Raw genomic sequence first — 16,747 nt, 5'->3', positions numbered from 1 at the left:
CTTTGACGGAGACGACATGACATTGCCGCTCGAGGGTATTCGCGTGCTTTCGCTCGCGCAACAGTATCCTGGCCCGTTTGCAACGCTGGTGATGGCAGATCTGGGAGCAGAGGTCATTCTGGTGGAACGCCCACCCGAAGGCGACCCCGCTCGCATGCAGCCGGATTTCCACGCCGCGTTGAACCGCAACAAGCGCTCTGTTGCGTTGGACCTGAAGACCACGGCAGGCCGGGACGCGCTGCGCAGCTTGATCGCCACCGCCGACGTGCTCATGGAAGGTTTCCGCCCCGGCACGATGGATGGGTTGGGCTTCGGCTACAACGACGTAGCCGCGATCAACCCGCGCTGCGTGTATGTGTCGATCTCCGGTTTCGGCCAGCATGGCCCGTATCGCGATCGGCCGGCGCACGACCTGTCGTACCAGGCGATCTCGGGTTTGCTGTTCCGGCAGGCCGAGACCGGCAGGATCGAGCCACTGCCGGAGTTGGCGATCGGTGACCTGACTGCCGCCATGTTCGCGATAACCGGATGCCTCTCGGCGTTGCTGGAGCGCACGAAGACGAACAAGGGCCGCCATGTGGACGTGTCGATGACCGATGGCCTCGTGTCCTGGATGGCGGTATCGCTCAGCCCGCTGATGAACGGCGGCCCGCCCGGACTCGCGCAAATCAATGCGGAACCGGGCTACGGAATCTACCGCTGCGCGGATGGCCGGCTGCTGTCGCTCTCGATTGCTTACGAAGACTGGTTCTGGAAGCCGCTTTGCGGATTGCTGGAAATGCCCGATGTTGCCAACGCTAGGCATGACGAGCGCGTCCGGCGTGAGGCCGAATTGCGGGCGCGAATCGGGCAAGCCATTTCAGGTCTGCCGCGCGCTGAATGGGCTGCCTTGCTGGACGGCGCCGGTATTCCATGGGGGGCCGTCAATACGCTCGACGAAGTGGCGGACGACCCGCATTTCCGGGCGCGCGGCATGTTCACGCAGGCCATGGATGCCGATGGCAGGCGGCGCTGGCACGTAGCGCAGCCGTTGATATTCGATGGTGTGCGTTCCGGGCCGGTGAGCGGCGTGCCCGTCGTCGGAGAAGACAACGTAGCGCTGTTGCAGCGTCAATCGTGACCCACACCAAACGCAATCACAGCGATCCCGGAAGAACTTCAGGAGCAGGAGCATGAGCGAAATTTATGTTGTGGGCGTTGGCATGACGCCGTTCGGACGTCTGACGGAAGTGAGCCTCAAGGCCATGGTTCGTCAGGCGACAGAAGCTGCGCTGAACGATGCGGGCCTGCAGAAGGATTCCATCGAAGCGGCATTCTTCGGCAATGCATCGCAAGGGCACATGGAGGGCCAGCAGATGATCCGCGGCCAGATTGCCCTGCGCGACATGGGCATCAGCCGGATTCCCGTGGTCAACGTCGAGAACGCCTGCGCCAGTGGAAGCAGCGCGTTCACGCTGGCGGTCAACCACTTGAAGGCACGTGCGGGCGATATTGCGCTGGCGGTGGGTGCCGAGAAGATGTTTTCAGCGGATCGCAGCCGCATGTTCTCCGTTTTCGACAGCGCACTGGACATCTCATGCGCGGCCGACGTGCACGCCGATCTGCTTCGCATGGGTGAAGGCGTCGAGGTGCCGCCGGGCACGACCTCGCCGAAACCGTACAGCGTGTTCATGGACGTCTATGCAGCCTTCGCTCGCGCTCACATGAAACGCTTTGGCACCACGCAGCGCCAGATTGCAGCGGTCGCTGCGAAGAATCACGCGCATTCGGTGCACAACCCGCTGTCGCAATACCGCACGTCATACACCATTGACGAGGTGCTCGCGGCGGCGCCAATCACCTACCCGCTCACGGTGCCGATGTGTTCGCCAGTGTCGGATGGCGCCGCAGCCGCGATTCTGTGCACGGGCGCCGCATTGCGCCGGCTGGGCCTCGATACGCACCGCGCGGTGCGCGTGCTGTCGTCGGTGATTCAGACCGGCAGCGATCGAAACTATACCGACGTGCGCAACCACCTCACCGTACATGCGGCACGGCGGGCGTATGAGGCGGCTGGCGTCGGCCCGCGCGATGTATCGGTGGCGGAAGTGCATGACGCGACCGCAATGGGCGAAATCATCCAGATCGAGAACCTGGGATTCTTTGAGTTCGGCGAAGGCGGCCCGGCTTCCGAACGCGGCGACACCTCGATCGGTGGCCGCATTCCGGTCAATCCGTCGGGCGGGTTGGAGTCGAAGGGACACCCGGTAGGCGCAACGGGCATTGCCCAGATGCATGAACTGGTGACGCAGTTGCGCGGCGAGGCTGGACCCCGTCAGGTCGATGGGGCAAGCATCGCTGTGGCTGAGAACGGTGGCGGACTCTATGGGGTGGAAGAGGCTGTTGCCTGTGTGACCATTCTCGGGCGCTGAGCCCTGCAGATTTCTGCCGCATCCAGACCATCGGCAGGTCAGCGCCGATATGACCCAGGCGTGGTGCCGGTCCACGCCTTGAAGGCGCGGTTAAAAGCGGTGGTATCGGCGAATCCAAGCTGGGCCGCCAATTCCGCGATCGGCAATGTGCCGGTATTCAACCGCTCAATGGCCAGCTCTTTGCGTATTTGATCTTTCAGTGTCTGGAACGTGATGCCTTCTGCAGCGAGGCGGCGCTGCAGCGTACTGATCGACATGTAAAGGCGCCCCGCTACCGCGTCCATGTCGGGCCACTCCGGCTCTCTTTGCAGCAGCACCGCCCGCACCTGCGCGCGCGTCGCGTAGTCGCAGGGATGCGGCAAGACGAAATTGCCAGGCGCGTTTTCGATCAGCGCGCGCAGTGCGGCTTCGTCACGCCGCACCGGCGCGTTCAACGCTGCCGCATCGAACCAGACCGCCGAGCGCGTCTGGCCGAACTGAACCTGGCACGGAAACATGATGGTGTGAAAAGTGCCCCACTGCGGCACGTCGTAACTGAAGTCGACTCTGCGTGGCGGCAGGCGATCGCCTTTGAGCCAAGCGAGCATATGCCAGAACACGCGCATCAATACGTCGTGCGCAATGTGGCGATGGGCAACCCCGGCGTCGGAGAACTGCAGCGTGAATCCGGCAAGCGCGTCTTCGCGTGCGTAGTGCAGGGCTACGTCGTGTTGCAGCAGCCGGAATGTGTGTGCCGCGCGGCGCATGGCAACTTCCAGGCTGGGCGCGCCGAGCGCGGAGCGAATGATCAGTGCAAAGCCGCCGGGCCGCATGGGATGTGACAGAAAACCGATGCACTCGTCGTCGAGCGCCACGATCAGTTGCCTCAGTAGCGCTCCGTACTGCTTCGGCGTGATCCGCGAACGAGGATCGTCGAGCACGGCAGGGGAAATCCCGCAGCCTTCCAGCAACGCGGCAATCTTCGCGTCCGACATGGCGGCCTGTTCCCTGGCTCCCACAAGCGAGCCATGCACCAGACTGACGGGAACGGTATGCGTTTGACCAGACATGCATGTCATTTAATCAGATTTACCGCGCTTACGCAGATGAGTTGAGCGGATCCGCAAAGAAGATGAATGGATACGCCATCGCGATTTGACGAGAGGCTTCTAAGATCTATGTATCGAGTGACCCGCCAATGGAGCCTCTACTTATGCACGCAGCAGCTGTTCTCACGGAGGTTCGCGACGGTGCAATCTGGCTCACGCTGAATCGCCCCGAAGCCATGAACTCCATTTCGCCCGCGGTGGTTCAAGGGCTGATGCACGGGCTCGACCTTGCAGCAACGTCTAACGAGGTCCGTGCCGTTGTCCTCTGCGGCACAGGGCGCGCTTTTTGTGCGGGCGCCGATTTGAAGTTCGTGCGCAGCACCGGCGACGCAGACGGCGTCGGAAGTTTTCTCGGCGACTTTCTGGTGTTGCTGAACCGGCTCGAAGCGTTCCCCAAGCCGGTAATCGCCGCGGTCAACGGCATGGCACTGGCAGGCGGCCTGGAGATGGTCTTGTGCTGCGACCTGGTCGTGGCCGCACGCTCGGCGCAGTTCGGCGACGCACACGCTAACTACGGCCTGTTGCCAGGCGGTGGCGGGTCAGTACGGCTGCCTCGCAAGATCGGACCGACGCGCGCGAAGTACCTGATGTTCACAGGCGAGTTCGTGTCCGCCGAGCATATGAAGTTGGCTGGCCTCGTCAATGAGGTCGTCGATGACCCGGCGCTCCTGGAAGCGGTCGGCGCGCTGGTTGCGTCGATTGCCGCGAAGAGCCCGCTTGGCCTCGCTCGCATGAAGGCACTGGTCGACGACGGTCTCCAGCAGCCGCTTGAAACGGCGTTGCGGCAGGAACTGCTGATGAGCGCGCTGCATGAGCAAAGCCATGACATGCACGAAGGTTTAGCAGCGTTTGCAGAAAAACGTGCCCCCCGGTTCGTGGGGCGTTGATGGAACGGCCGACGCCTGTTCGGCAGCATGGGAAAGGATCAAATGAACCTGAATGACAAAGTCGCCATCGTGACCGGCGCGGCATCCGGCCTCGGGCTGGCAACCTGCAAAACATTGCATGCTGCCGGTGCAAAAGTGGTGGGATTCGATCTCGATGGCGCAAAGGTGGCCGAGGTGCTAGGGCCCGACATGACGGGCTTGGCCGTCGATGTTGCCGACGAGCGTAGCGTGATGGCCGCCGTGCAGAGGGTCCGCGACGTGCATGGTGCGGTGCATATCGCGGTCAACTGCGCGGGCATTCTCGGTCCCTGCAAGACGATTTCGAAAAGCGAGCTGTTTCCAGCTGAATTGTGGAACCGCGTGCTCGGCGTCAACCTGACCGGCACCTTCAACGTGGTTCGACACGCGGCGTTGGCCATGACGGCAAATTCACCGGATGCCAGCGGCGAGCGCGGCGTCATTATCAACACCGCGTCGGGTGCGGCCAAGGCGGGTCAAATGGGACAAGCGGCGTACAGCGCCAGCAAGGCCGGCGTGGTTGGCATGACGTTGCCGATCGCTCGCGATCTTGCGGAACACGGCATCCGTGTCATGGCCATTTCGCCTGGATTGTTTGAATCCGGCATGTCGGCCGGCATGCCGGCGAAAGTGTCCGACGGTCTCATCGACAAAATGCTGTTCCCGCGACGCATGGGTAAGGCGGAGGAGTTCGCTGGTTTGGTCCGTCACGTGATCGAGAACGCGTATCTGAACGCGCAAACACTAGACATCGACTGCGGTACGCGCTGAACTCGCCAACCAGAGGAGACCAGGATGCAACTGTCCGACTATTTCGACGCCGCCGCATCGCGCTACCCGAACCGGGAGGCTTTTGTGGACGGCGACGGCACGATCCGTATCGACTTCGCCGAAGCGCAGAAGCTCGTCTATGCCGTGGCTCATGCACTGCGTACCGACGATTCGCTGGGGCTCGGCGCCCACATCGCCATCTACTCGCCAAACGATTACCGCATCAGCCTGCTGCAGATTGCGATAAACCGGGCAAGCATGGTCTGGGTTTCGATCCATACGCGCAATGCGGTTGAAACCAATATTGCCGTTCTCGACTATGCGGACTGCGATCTCGTTTTCTTCCACAGCAGCTATGAGGCGTTTGTTCCGGCAATGAAAACTGGTCTGCCGCGCACGAAGACATTCATTTGTCTCGACCGCGCTTCAGAGCATGGGGCGAATTTCGCCGAATGGATTTCGTCGCATCAGAACGTGACCTTGCCGGAAAGCGAGGTGGACGAGGACCGCCTGGCGGTGCTCCAGCCCACCGGGGGCACCACAGGTCCTTCGAAGGGTGCGCTGCTGACGAACCGGGCGGTCGAGATGAGTCTGATCTCGGTGTTTTCCGCACTCGACATGGACCACGAGACCCGCGTGCTGGCCGTCGCTCCCCTCACCCACGCGGCCTGCTTCGTGACGCTCGCTGCGGCGGTTCGTGGCGGCGCGACGGTGGTGTTACCGAGCTTCGATGCCTACAACGTACTCGATACCATCGCCCGCGAGCGCATCACGCACTTATTCCTGCCGCCGACGATTGTCTACGCGTTGCTGAGCTGTCCGGCGTTGGACCATACGGACACGTCGTCTCTGCGATGCATTGCCGTAGGTGCCGCCCCGATTGCGCCGGAGAAGCTGAAGGAAGCTGTACGTCGCATTGGCCCAGTCATCTACGAGGTTTACGGGCAGAGCGAATGCCTGTTCCCCGTCGTCGCCAAACAACCTGCGGACTACCTGCTGGAATCGGGCGAGTTCGACGAAAGCGCGCTGCGCTCGGCAGGGCGTGCCGTACCGTTCGCGCGTGTCGAGATCATGGGCGACGATGGCGCCCTTGTCGGCCCCGGTGTGCGCGGAGAGATTGTGGTGCGCTCGGCCATGGTGATGGCCGGCTACTACAAAAAACCCGAGGATTCGAGCGCGGTCTCGGCCCGCGGATGGCATCACACGACCGACATCGGCATACGGGATGCGCGGGGGTTCATTACCATCGTGGACCGCATGAAGGACATGATTGTCAGCGGTGGCTTCAACATCTTTCCCGCCGAAGTCGAGGCTGCGATCAACGCGCATCCGGCCGTATTGGATTGTGCGGTGGTTGGCGTGCCGGACGAAAAGTGGGGCGAGGCCGTGAAGGCGATCGTGCAACTCAAGGCGGGCCAGGAAATCTCGGAGGCGCACCTGATCGATCTATGCAAGCAGGCGCTGGGGAGCGTCAAGGCGCCCAAATCGGTGGAGTTCTGGACGGACCTGCCGCGTAGTGCGGTGGGCAAGATACTCAAACGGGAAATACGCGCGCGGTTCTGGGAGGGACAGTGGAGGTCCGTCTGAGCGTGCGCCGTCAGCGCGGCATTGCCGGTCGCATATGACTTGCTTGCGGCACTTATGCGGACGGCGATAAGCTCGCCGCCCGCCTTCAATATCCTGCCTGTCACGCTTGAAGCTGCGTTCGCGACCTAGCCGATTCCATGCGCCAGCACGTGACGTACGAAAGGCAGCACGCTCTCCCCTGCCAGCATGCCGAGCAGACCCACAAGCGCGATCGTCGGCGGCGCCGGCGACTTCACATTGATAACGCTATAGACGAGCCCGACCAACACTCCGGCAGCGAGCGACACGAGGTAAGGTTTCATGAAGCTTTCCAGTTCCGAGCAGGGAAACAACGCTCACATTTCGAGCACAACACGCCCACGGGTCCCAGCCTGGACCGCCTCGTACGCAGCTTTTGCATTTTCCAGCGCGTATCGTTGCGCGATCACCGGCGGCTCGAAACTTCCTTTCTCGAACTCGGCTCTTAACGCATCCATGAAGGGCGCAGAGTCGGCAACGCCAAGCTTCGCGCTGTCTGCCCCGTATAGCTGTGTCTCGTTGTGATAAAAGTCGATCAGATCGAATTCGACGCGCCGCTTGCCCGTGGCACTGATTTCAACCACGCGCCCGCGCCGCTTCGCAAGCGAAAGCGCAAGCTCGAACGTCACGCCTCCTACCGCATCGTAGACGAGGTCGACACCACCGTTTGCCAGCTCGCGCACACGCAGTGCTGCGTCCTCCGATATGGGCACGTAATGGTCGATGAGGCGGCCGGCTGGTGAATCTGGAAGCGGTTCATGACGGTCCACTGCAATCACTCGCGCGCCGCGTGCTTTTGCAATTTGCGTCACGGCACCGCCAACGCCTCCCGACGCACCAATCACAGCGATGGTTTCGCCCGCGGAAAGTCGTCCGTACTCGACTGCGCCGAGCCATGCAACGACGAAATTGACGCCAATGGAAGCGGCTTCGGCGTGTGAAAGATTGGCCGGCTTGCGCGACAGCGCTTTCACGGGAATTCGCAGAAATTCAGCGTGAGTCCCGTCGCGCGTGAAACCAATGTCGCCTCCCGTGCCCCAAACTTCTGCTCCGATCCATTCGGCAGGCCCTTCGACGACAACGCCGCTGAAATCGCGGCCAGGAATTCGCGGCGGTACGGTGTGCGAGAAGTGACCCGAAAGATTCTTGACGTCACTGGGATTGACCGAGGCCGCCTTGACCTGAACCACCGCCTGCTCTGCATCGGCATGCGGGGTCTCCAGATCGAGATACTCGAGTACGCCCGGGTCACCAAACGAGCGGAATTGAATTGCTTTCATGGCCTGGTCCTTTGACGGTTCTGGCTGCACTGGAGTCAGTGCATGCATTCACGAGTCAAAGTGTAGTGCGCGATGCGGCGGGCGTTGCGACAATGACTTCTGTGTTTCGGACAAATGCAAAGGAGCGTCCGATTGATTTACCGACTGTCTGGCTCTACCCTTTCGCGCAACAACACACGAATCGATGCCATGTCCAAAGCAGTTCCTCCTGACCTGTCGGATAGCACGGAGCCCGGAAAGTCCTTGGCCCGGACGTACCCCCGTGGACTGCACATCGAGCCGCATTCACATGACTGGGCGCAAGTTCTCTATGCGGTGGCGGGCGTCATGTGGGTCGAGGTCGGACGCCAGGCGTTGGTGGTCCCGCCTCAGCGGGCGGTCTGGCTGCCTCCTGGTACCGTACATTCGATTCGAATGATGAGTGCGGTCGAGATGCGAAATCTCTACCTGAGAAAACGCGACGTCGAGCATCTAACCAAACGCCCGGACGTGTTCGAAATCAATGGCCTTTTGCGCGAGCTCATCACGACCATTGCAGAGCGCGAAGCGGAGCGAGACGACGAATACCTGGACCTCGCATACCGGTTCGCCGCGCTGGAACTCGCACACGCGAATCGCTACTCGCTACGAATCCCATTGCCGGATGGCACCGACCGTCGGCTCGAAGTCCTTTGTCGAGCGGTCATAGAAAATCCGTCGGTCGACATCAGCTTCGAGCAACATGCGGCGTCCGTGGGCGCGAGCGTGCGCACCTTGGCGCGACTGTTTTCCCGCTCGCTAGGCATCGGCTTCGCTGAATGGAGGCGGCAGGTACAACTTGCGATTGCGGTTTCCAGGCTCGCCGAAGGTCAGTCGGTCAGTACCATCGCTCGGGCGCTCGGATATCAGCCAAGCAGCTTCAGTGACATGTTCCGGCGAGAACTGGGAATGTCGCCGAGTGAGTTCGGTGCAGACCGGACGCTCGCCGATGCGTCCGGGGCGCCGGAGCCGGCTCCTGGCCTGGATCAGGCTCGTCGCGGGCGATGAAAGTGCCCTTCGCGAGCCGCGTTCGGTCGTCCGTTCATCGGCTCACGCGGGCTACAGCCTCTGCTATCGCAGCCTTTCCTCTACCGCCGCTGGCTTGCAAAAGCGCCAGAATCGAGTCATCGGTTCTGACATGGAACAGAAAGTGCTGCATCCAGCGCTCATCAAACGAATGCGGGAGCTCGTCCAGTCACGGGGCTTCCGCTTGAGGGAGAGCTAATGGGCTCGCAACGCACAGAGTGTCAACGGCCAGTCCTCGCGACTGATTGCCGTGGCCTTATCGGCAACATGAAGACGACGGCGCTCGTTTCCACCCATGGGTCCATTGATTTCATGTGTTATCCGCGCATGGATTCGCCCACCATCTTCGCCGCGTTGCTGGACAAAGAAGGTGGCCAGTTTTCAATCACTCCATGCTCTGCCGATTTCACCTCGAAGCAGATGTATTTGCCGGAGACCAACGTCCTCCTGACCCGCTTCATGACAGGCGATGGCGTTTGCGAGCTTGTCGATTTCATGCCGGTCGTCAATGACTCCAAGGGCAAACTCTCGCAGTCGACTGCAAACTGCGTGATCCGGGCGGTCAAGGTTCTGTTTGGCTCAATGCACCTTTCAATCTCCTGCACACCGCGCTTCAATTACGGGCGCGCCGGCCACACTGTCGAGCAGACAACGGGGGGCTTCCGGTTCGTGCCCGATGACGGTGCCGCACCTCTTCTCCTTTATGCGTCAACATCACTTGCATGCGACCGCGGCACGGTTGAAGCCACAGTGAAGCTTAGCGAAGGCGACACCCTTTGCATCGTGCTCGGCGCCGAGGCCGAGCTCGTGGAACAGAAGATTGATGGTGAGGCGCTGCTCAGCGATACCACCGACTTCTGGAAGCGCTGGTCTTCCCAGTCGTCTTACCGCGGCCGTTACCGGGAGATGGTTCTTCGCTCGGCGCTTACCCTCAAGCTACTCAGTTCGAGTGAGCACGGCGCGATTATCGCGGCGCCCACCTTCGGACTTGCTGAATCGCAGGACGGCTCACGTAGATGGGATTACCGCTTCACATGGATACGCGATGCCGCATTTTCCGTCTATGCGCTATTGCGGCTCGGCTACACGCAGGAAGCGGAGCATTTCATGCAATGGATTGCGAACCGGAACCGGGACTGCGCTTCGGACGGCTCTCTCCAGGTGATGTATGCCGTCGACGGCCGGCCCGTGCCAGAAGAAGAAGCCCTCGAACCGTTTGGCGGCTCAACCGGTAGCTTCCTGATAGGCAACGCCGCACGGGACCAGAAGCAACTGGATGTCTATGGGGCGCTCCTCGATGCCGTGTACCTGTACAACAAATATGGCGTCAGCATTTCGTACGAAGGCTGGCGCCATGTAGCGCGAACTGTTCAGTACGTGGTCGCGCACTGGCGGGAGGCGGATAGCGGAATCTGGGAACTGCGCAATGGTACCCGCCCGCTGCTGCATTCTCGCCTCATGTGCTGGGTGACCATTGACCGCGCTCTACGGCTTGCTGAGAAGCGTTCTTTACCGGCACCGTTTAGCGACTGGTTCGCCGCAAGGGACGAGATATATCGCGACATCCACGAAAATTTCTGGAACCCGGAGCGCAACAGCTTCGTTCAGACTCCGGGCTCGACCACGCTCGACGCCTCCGTGCTGATGATGCCACTGGTACGGTTCATCGGTCCGCAGGACCCTCGCTGGATCGGAACGCTTGACGCGATCGGCGCAGAACTGAAGGTTGACCCGCTGATATTCCGCTACACGCGCGGTTCGACGCTCGACGGCCTGCCCGGTATGGAGGGCGGATTCAGCGCGTGCTCTTTCTGGTATGCCGAGGCCCTCGCACGCTCCGGGAGAGTCGACGAGGCGCGCCTCGTATTCGAAAAGATGCTGGCTTACGCGAACCACGTCGGCCTGTTCTCAGAGGAAGTCGCCACGACGGGAGAATCCCTCGGCAACTTTCCGCAAGCGCTGACTCACCTCGCCCTGATCAGTGCTGCTTACCGGTTAGACCGCGACCTCGATGGAACCCATGTTCCGTGGACCTGACACTGGGACATTGCGACACAGGGCAGCAATCGCCCTGAATGTACGCTGCAACACCCATCTGGAAGAACCGTTTCGGGGGTTCGACGCAACCGGAGGCGGACAGGCGCCGAGCGCTCGGCAGGTACGCCGCTTGCGAAAGTTGGTGGAGTTCTCTCTACCACTATCGCGTGATGTCCACCGTACTGCTCGTCGACGATGACCTTGAAAACAGATGGGCGCTGCAACTGGCGCTGGAAAGTCGCGGCCACCGGGTCGTGCTAGCCGGGAACGGATGGGACGCGCTGCACAAGGCACAAGCCGACTTTCCGGAACTCGTTCTCACCGATCTGGAGATGCCTGAGATGAGCGGCCGAGAGCTTTGCCAGCGTCTCAAGTGCCGGCCGGTATTTTCCGACATACCGGTCGTGTTGCTGTCGGCTATGCCGGAACCTGAAGAAGAAGGAATGCGCTCCTGGAATGCGTTCCTCCGGAAGCCGGCCCCGATTGAAGTGTTGCTCGATACCATCGACACGTTCATCGCTGCACGGCTGACTTACGCGCGCGCATCGCAGCGCGCCGAGTACCCTATTGTGGTGCGATGGACAGCTATCGATTCGCGATGCTGGCCTTGACTGCATCGCAGCGCGTAGCCACTTTGGCGCGTCTCACTTTAGATCGTGACGGTGCTGATTGGAAAGTTGGCTCCATCCATGCTCTGCACCGAAACCGGCAAACCGTCGTCCGGCTCATGCTGCTCGGTAAAAGAACATTCACTGCGTTTGAGCATCCTGTTCTTCTTTCGCGGGTTTCGATCGAGTCGTCGCAACGTTGCACTGTTGGGGAGCAACGGCAGTCCATAATGCCGAGTCGAGTCTTGAGCCGGGCCGCACCAGACGCAGTGCGTGGGAGCCGTCGCAAAACTCGAGGCATTCTATCTCCATGCAATCGCCAACCGGTTCCGATGCATTGCGACAGACGCCGCGAAAGTGCTTGAACGGGAGCCCTCCTTCTCGCAGCATATCGAGAGCCGATGGCTCTCCGTCGAGTTCGTCCTTCGCTAATCGGCATCTATTTAGTAAGGTTGTTGCAGCTTCGGCGTCGTGCATCTTGTACCCCGTTGGAGAGTCGTGGCGAACGCCGCCGGGGGCGGTGTTCCACTCCACAACGCTAGCAATTTTTGTGCAACGCAGCACCGCTATGCGCGCTCGACTCCAGCGACCGCACCGGCGCCTATGTAGCGGCGCCGGTCTGAAACATGGGCTTATTGCCGCATAACCCAAGCACCATAAGGGATGCAAATCCGGCGTCACCGCAGGCAAACTTTGTACAAAGCGGAGCGCGACATTGCCTTCACAAAACCTTCATAAACCGGCCGGCGACGATTTTCTCTAATAAAGACGGCGTTCGCCCGCCCTTCGATAGCGCGCAGCGTCACGCGCGGGTCATGAAGCCAGGAGGAATGGTTTTTGCCCATACTGGTGCATCGCGCAATATGAGGAACCATCATGACTTCGGACGGCAGCAAACCCTTACCCGACCGTGACGCGCTGGCGGAATCCAGCTTCGCGATCTATGCCAGCCCGTTGGTCACCGAGGCCATCGGACAGGTGTCGGCTCTGCGGGACAATGCAGATGCCGAGAAGCTCCACAAACTTCGCATCGCCCTGCGCCGCTTGCGTACTTTGCTCTGGGCGTATCGGCCGATTCTCGACGAGAAATTCGACAACGAGCAGCGCGCACTTTTCAAGTTCATGGCCAACGCAGCGGGCAACACGCGCGATTGGGACATATTGATCAAGCTCGTTGAGAAAGACAGTGACCAGGCTCTTCTGGATGCATTCCGAAGAAGTCGAAACGAGACGGCCGAAAAAAACGCCGAAACTCTAAGTAACGCACATCTCGACAAAACACTGCGCAATGCAGTGAGCGAAGCGAACCGGGAGTTGAACACATCGCCGACACGAACACCGCTGCGGAAATTCGCGCAAAAGCGGGTAAAGACGGCGCAGCAACAATTGAAAAAACGGATGCGCCACGCGTCGAAAGCGGGCAGCTCTGACTACAACTCGTATCACGACGTGCGCAAAGCTGGAAAGAAGGTGCGCTATCTCATCGAGTTCTTCGAGCCGTTGCTGGGAAAAAAACAGCGCAACGGACTGAAGGGACTGAAGCGGCTACAGAAGCATTTCGGCGCACTAAACGACGCCGTTGCGAGCCGTGACCTGCTCGACGCGAATCGTTCTTCGTTGCCTGCAGATGTCGATGCAACGTCAGTCTTTCGTGCATTGAAGAAAGAACAGCAGCGCCAGATTAAAGCGGCGTCAAAACTGCTTGGTTAAATGCTCGGGCCAGCACACCACACCCGCCTCGCAAGGCGCTATGGTGTACTGGCCCGTTGTGTGTTCGTTGTGTGTGGTTAGCGCCGCCGTGCGGCGAGCTAACAACCTGGCGTCATTCGAGCAACGGGGCAATCTTGTCCAGCGTCACAGAAGGCACAAACTCCTTGTTCTGATAAACCTTCGCCAATTCCGCTTCTGGTATTACCCGTGCGCCTGATGGCAGCGACGTGTCAGCCTTCGCGAATGCTGCTTCCCAGATGGCCGCAAGATATCGCGCTCCTGCGCCCATCAGCCTCGCCGTATCGTCTCCAAAAGCATTCCAGAGACCATCGACTACCTTCGCGGAACTGCCGCCACCGAGGCGAATATATTCGTCGATCAGCTTGCTGGGAGGGAGAATGTCTGCCGCCTGCGCCATCAGCGTTACGGTGGCGAAAGCGGCATCGCGTCCGTTAGAAATGGCGGGGATCGTACCTTCGAAGCGTTTCGCTTGCGGAGCAATCTTGGGCAGCAACTCAGTCGAGTGCCGGTCCACCATCTTGTCTTCGTACGTCGAATGGACTCCCTTGCCCGGCCACGTTTTGCTGGTTGCGCCCGGGGCATCGCGGTATCCGTCGGCATGATAGGACCCGTGAAGCGGCTGGCACGCATCGCCAACGTAGTGAGCCAATACGCCTGCGGCGCACAGGAATCGCGTATCGTCTCGGGCCTTCAACTGCCGAACCATATCGTCAAAGATCTGCCACACGCGGAACGGCAGCAGTCCCTCTGAGCGACTGTCCGCCTGGCCTTCGTCTGCATACCACTTCAGCCATACAGAAACACTCATGTTGTCGATGCTGCTTAACGTGACGTCGCGCAAGGTCTTGCCGTTGGCATTGGGCTCGTCGATATCGGCATAATGGGTCGGATGTTCGGGCCCGGCGTTCTGCGCGTAGTCCCGTCCGCCAGGCACACGCGCTGGCGTTTTCTTCCACACGAGGTCGGGCACATCGGCAAGTTCGACGAATTCGCCGTTGGCGAGTTTCGCGTGGATCTGCTGCGGCGTCAGCTCATCAGGACGAAAACTGATGCGCTCGATATTCGCCTTCATGAACTCCCGCAGTGGACCGTTCGCTACCGATTCGATTGCAGCGGTCGCGATGCTGTAATGACCCGTTTGTCCCCAGTACGGGTTAGCGCCTTGATTGTGGTCGCGAACCAGGTCGACGTCGAGCAACTGACATGCAGTGCTGAGTCCGGTAGCCAGCGCATAGTTCAGACGCATGTCGCCCTCAAGTAACGTCTGGCCGCCCCACTCCACCGCCAACGGATGCAGCTTGGGCTTTTCCTTGTCTCCAGACTTCAGGTACCACACCGTGCCGGAATCGCCGGCCTGTGTTTGCGTCGATCCCGATGTCGGCGCGATGAGAAACTGCGAAACATAGTCATAGCCCGCCAACGATTTGTGGCGGTAGAAAAGTGCCTTGATGGTTCCGTCGAGCAGTCCCGAAGCGCTACCGAACGCAGTCACGGGCTGATCGACAAGTCGAAGGCTCAGGCTCAGTTCATTCAGGTCAGCGATTTCCTCAGGCGTCCCTTCGATGCCGAAGGGCTGGCTCGACCAGTCGTTGACGTCGTGGACTTCGACGAGACCAATGTCTAGCGTCAAATAACTGCGACTCCCAGGAAACTCCGGAAAGACGGAGGTGAACGGTTCGCGCGTCAGTTGCCGCTCAGAGGCGATGCCGATTTCGGCAACTGCACCACGCAGACGCGCTTTGACGGGACTTCCAGGCTCTCCGCACACGTGCCGATTCGTGAGCGCATAGGTTGTATGGCCGTCGGTCACGAGACATCCCACGCTCGCGGTGCGTTCGACACCCTGCGCCTGCGCAAGCAGCGGGCATCCGCCGCCGATATAGGTCGAGGGCCAGCGGGTATCGGTCGGAGCGTTTGTTGACGGCTCGGTTTCCTGCACTGCCACGACGCAAACCGGAACTGCGCGGCCGTCCGGCATATAAAGCGTACGCGGCACCATATGGTCTGGGTCGACCTTGCCAAATCCGAATTCCGTCGCATCTACCCAGTTGCGCACGAGCACGATGACTGCAGGCCACGAATACGGACGCACTTCCGAATTGTCGAACGTACGAATGCCTTTCTCGAGCGGCGAACGGCTTCCGTCGGAATCGGCATTGTCCCCGGGCCACGGGTCGTCTTTCCGGATCAGGTAGAGACCCACAGCAGTGCCTACGACGTTCGCCTTGTTCGACAGATGCCAGTGGTAAAGCTCTCTGGCTTCGAGCAAGTCCTTCAGTGAGAGGCTCTGGAAATTCTGCTGCGTGGACAGTGGGCTCATCTCATCACCTTCGCGAGTTCGACCAGGAGCGGCCGGTTAGGATGCGCGTCGTGGGACGAGAAACTGTCCACTTCGCACGTTCGCATTCAGGTTGGATGACCCATGTGACAACTTCGCGAAAGCATCGCTGGCGAGGTCGCAACGCGGGCTTTCCAGGTCGCGGCGGACCGCAGATGATCTAATCGCCCCTTGATTTAGAGGAACATCGTGCGGGTGGCGCAAGGAACACGTCTCAGTCCCTTGCGCGCTGCTAACAAGTCAGAAGGCGCGCGAGCGGAGCGCCGCGACCGCCTGCTTTCATCCTTTCGCGGGGCGCCCCGTCTTCACCGCCTCTACCGCGGTCACGGCTGCCAGAAGACGTTTCAACGCCGCGGCCTCGAGCATGATCAGCCCCGCTCGCAACAGCTCACTCTTTTTGACGGATACGCCCGCGTCCAGACATTTCTGCTTCAAGGCCGCGATTTTTTCGTAGTCGGATTTCGGCATCGTAAAGCTGTCTCGCACCACCTTTTCCTTTCTGGCACGACGGGGCTTCTGTTCAGCCTGCGCCTTTACTTCTTCCTGCTTCGAAGCAGCGGCGCGCTTTGCTTTCGGTGCCGTTTTCGTCGGGACAGGATTGTTGGTTGCAGGCTGCTCGGCAGGTACGGCCTGCGATACGTTATCGCTTTGCTGACCTTTCGAATTCTTGGGGAAATGAAACGCCTTTTTTGTTGGCTGTCGTAGAGTCGGTGCGGCCATGGCTGATCCTTTTTTAAGAGTAACGGTATAAACAGTATATACGGTTATTTCTCTGGGAAGTGGTCGATAAGTGGTCTATGGATGTGCCGCGTGCGCCGCGCGCTTCGTGACTTCGGCGCCGGTTGCGTATGCCCCCCTTCCAGTCCCGCCGCTCACACCTGCACATCGTCTGGGGCGGCGAAGAATCGGTCCTTGACCGTCTCGACCCA

General features: G+C 60.4%; 14 protein-coding genes. 9 read left to right on the top strand and 5 right to left on the bottom strand.

What is annotated here, in order from left to right; translation table 11 throughout:
• The first annotated feature begins 16 nt into the window (after nucleotides 1-16).
• Nucleotides 17-1,120, top strand: coding sequence for a CaiB/BaiF CoA transferase family protein (locus SB753_RS08950; RefSeq protein ID WP_410799998.1), 1,104 nt, complete (start codon nucleotides 17-19; stop codon nucleotides 1,118-1,120).
• A 52-nt stretch (nucleotides 1,121-1,172) separates the two neighbouring features.
• The gene (locus tag SB753_RS08945; RefSeq protein ID WP_410799997.1) at nucleotides 1,173-2,411 is read left to right on the top strand and encodes a thiolase family protein; all 1,239 of its coding nucleotides are present in this window, start codon (nucleotides 1,173-1,175) and stop codon (nucleotides 2,409-2,411) included.
• Nucleotides 2,412-2,449: 38 nt separating this feature from the next.
• Here the strand turns inward: SB753_RS08945 and SB753_RS08940 are convergent, their stop codons facing one another.
• Nucleotides 2,450-3,385 carry an AraC family transcriptional regulator gene (locus SB753_RS08940; RefSeq protein WP_410799996.1) on the bottom strand — a complete coding sequence of 312 codons (936 nt, stop codon included), beginning with the start codon at nucleotides 3,383-3,385 and terminating at the stop codon, nucleotides 2,450-2,452.
• Nucleotides 3,386-3,603: 218 nt separating this feature from the next.
• On the opposite strand from SB753_RS08940, the gene SB753_RS08935 reads away from it, so the two are divergent.
• From SB753_RS08935 to SB753_RS08925, 3 genes are read left to right on the top strand one after another with little or no spacing between them, the layout of a single operon-like run.
• Nucleotides 3,604-4,386: an enoyl-CoA hydratase/isomerase family protein gene (locus tag SB753_RS08935; RefSeq protein ID WP_410799995.1), complete on the top strand. Its 783-nt coding sequence runs from the start codon at nucleotides 3,604-3,606 to the stop codon at nucleotides 4,384-4,386.
• Between the two features lie 42 nt (nucleotides 4,387-4,428).
• Entirely contained in the window at nucleotides 4,429-5,175 is a 747-nt protein-coding gene (locus SB753_RS08930; protein ID WP_410799994.1) for an SDR family NAD(P)-dependent oxidoreductase, read from the top strand.
• 24 nt (nucleotides 5,176-5,199) lie between these two features.
• Nucleotides 5,200-6,762 (top strand): class I adenylate-forming enzyme family protein, encoded by a 1,563-nt coding sequence (locus SB753_RS08925; protein ID WP_410799993.1) that lies wholly within the window; start codon nucleotides 5,200-5,202, stop codon nucleotides 6,760-6,762.
• 125 nt (nucleotides 6,763-6,887) lie between these two features.
• Here the strand turns inward: SB753_RS08925 and SB753_RS08920 are convergent, their stop codons facing one another.
• Together SB753_RS08920 and SB753_RS08915 are read right to left on the bottom strand one after the other, a co-directional pair.
• Complete coding sequence (locus tag SB753_RS08920) at nucleotides 6,888-7,064, bottom strand: DUF1427 family protein (RefSeq protein ID WP_020065713.1); 177 nt, start codon at nucleotides 7,062-7,064, stop codon at nucleotides 6,888-6,890.
• A 33-nt stretch (nucleotides 7,065-7,097) separates the two neighbouring features.
• On the bottom strand, nucleotides 7,098-8,060 hold the full coding sequence (locus tag SB753_RS08915; protein ID WP_131318107.1) for a zinc-binding alcohol dehydrogenase family protein: 963 nt from the start codon (nucleotides 8,058-8,060) through the stop codon (nucleotides 7,098-7,100).
• Nucleotides 8,061-8,249: 189 nt separating this feature from the next.
• Between SB753_RS08915 and SB753_RS08910 the strand changes: the two genes are divergently transcribed.
• The 4 genes from SB753_RS08910 (at nucleotide 8,250) to SB753_RS08895 (ending at nucleotide 13,459) form a co-directional block, all read left to right on the top strand.
• Nucleotides 8,250-9,086, top strand: a complete 837-nt coding sequence (locus tag SB753_RS08910) for an AraC family transcriptional regulator (RefSeq protein WP_410799992.1) — start codon at nucleotides 8,250-8,252, stop codon at nucleotides 9,084-9,086.
• 216 nt (nucleotides 9,087-9,302) lie between these two features.
• A complete protein-coding gene (locus tag SB753_RS08905) occupies nucleotides 9,303-11,141 on the top strand; it encodes a glycoside hydrolase family 15 protein (RefSeq protein WP_410799991.1) in 1,839 nt (612 codons plus the stop codon).
• A gap of 170 nt (nucleotides 11,142-11,311) precedes the next feature.
• On the top strand, nucleotides 11,312-11,752 hold the full coding sequence (locus tag SB753_RS08900) for a response regulator (protein ID WP_410799990.1): 441 nt from the start codon (nucleotides 11,312-11,314) through the stop codon (nucleotides 11,750-11,752).
• An 873-nt stretch (nucleotides 11,753-12,625) separates the two neighbouring features.
• Nucleotides 12,626-13,459, top strand: a complete 834-nt coding sequence (locus tag SB753_RS08895) for a CHAD domain-containing protein (RefSeq protein WP_410799989.1) — start codon at nucleotides 12,626-12,628, stop codon at nucleotides 13,457-13,459.
• Nucleotides 13,460-13,571: 112 nt separating this feature from the next.
• On the opposite strand, the gene SB753_RS08890 is transcribed toward SB753_RS08895, so the two are convergent.
• Together SB753_RS08890 and SB753_RS08885 are read right to left on the bottom strand one after the other, a co-directional pair.
• Complete coding sequence (locus SB753_RS08890) at nucleotides 13,572-15,800, bottom strand: S1/P1 Nuclease (RefSeq protein WP_410799988.1); 2,229 nt, start codon at nucleotides 15,798-15,800, stop codon at nucleotides 13,572-13,574.
• Between the two features lie 297 nt (nucleotides 15,801-16,097).
• On the bottom strand, nucleotides 16,098-16,538 hold the full coding sequence (locus SB753_RS08885; protein WP_310354868.1) for a hypothetical protein: 441 nt from the start codon (nucleotides 16,536-16,538) through the stop codon (nucleotides 16,098-16,100).
• Nucleotides 16,539-16,747 lie beyond the last annotated feature (209 nt).

Source organism: Paraburkholderia sp. SIMBA_053 (genome assembly GCF_046534895.1).
Taxonomy (GTDB): Bacteria; Pseudomonadota; Gammaproteobacteria; order Burkholderiales; family Burkholderiaceae; genus Paraburkholderia; species Paraburkholderia caledonica.
Note: the sequence above shows the minus strand (reverse complement) of the source record. Positions and strands in the feature narration are given on the sequence as shown.

What these genes read in the sequence shown, in the direction of transcription:
- SB753_RS08895 (WP_410799989.1), top strand. Translation starts at nt 12,626, where the DNA reads ATGACTTCGGACGGCAGCAAACCCTTACCCGACCGTGACGCGCTGGCG.
- SB753_RS08920 (WP_020065713.1), bottom strand. Translation starts at nt 7,064, where the DNA reads ATGAAACCTTACCTCGTGTCGCTCGCTGCCGGAGTGTTGGTCGGGCTC.
- SB753_RS08905 (WP_410799991.1), top strand. Translation starts at nt 9,303, where the DNA reads ATGGGCTCGCAACGCACAGAGTGTCAACGGCCAGTCCTCGCGACTGAT.
- SB753_RS08890 (WP_410799988.1), bottom strand. Translation starts at nt 15,800, where the DNA reads ATGAGCCCACTGTCCACGCAGCAGAATTTCCAGAGCCTCTCACTGAAG.
- SB753_RS08945 (WP_410799997.1), top strand. Translation starts at nt 1,173, where the DNA reads ATGAGCGAAATTTATGTTGTGGGCGTTGGCATGACGCCGTTCGGACGT.
- SB753_RS08935 (WP_410799995.1), top strand. Translation starts at nt 3,604, where the DNA reads ATGCACGCAGCAGCTGTTCTCACGGAGGTTCGCGACGGTGCAATCTGG.
- SB753_RS08930 (WP_410799994.1), top strand. Translation starts at nt 4,429, where the DNA reads ATGAACCTGAATGACAAAGTCGCCATCGTGACCGGCGCGGCATCCGGC.
- SB753_RS08925 (WP_410799993.1), top strand. Translation starts at nt 5,200, where the DNA reads ATGCAACTGTCCGACTATTTCGACGCCGCCGCATCGCGCTACCCGAAC.
- SB753_RS08900 (WP_410799990.1), top strand. Translation starts at nt 11,312, where the DNA reads ATGTCCACCGTACTGCTCGTCGACGATGACCTTGAAAACAGATGGGCG.
- SB753_RS08885 (WP_310354868.1), bottom strand. Translation starts at nt 16,538, where the DNA reads ATGGCCGCACCGACTCTACGACAGCCAACAAAAAAGGCGTTTCATTTC.
- SB753_RS08915 (WP_131318107.1), bottom strand. Translation starts at nt 8,060, where the DNA reads ATGAAAGCAATTCAATTCCGCTCGTTTGGTGACCCGGGCGTACTCGAG.
- SB753_RS08940 (WP_410799996.1), bottom strand. Translation starts at nt 3,385, where the DNA reads ATGTCGGACGCGAAGATTGCCGCGTTGCTGGAAGGCTGCGGGATTTCC.
- SB753_RS08910 (WP_410799992.1), top strand. Translation starts at nt 8,250, where the DNA reads ATGTCCAAAGCAGTTCCTCCTGACCTGTCGGATAGCACGGAGCCCGGA.
- SB753_RS08950 (WP_410799998.1), top strand. Translation starts at nt 17, where the DNA reads ATGACATTGCCGCTCGAGGGTATTCGCGTGCTTTCGCTCGCGCAACAG.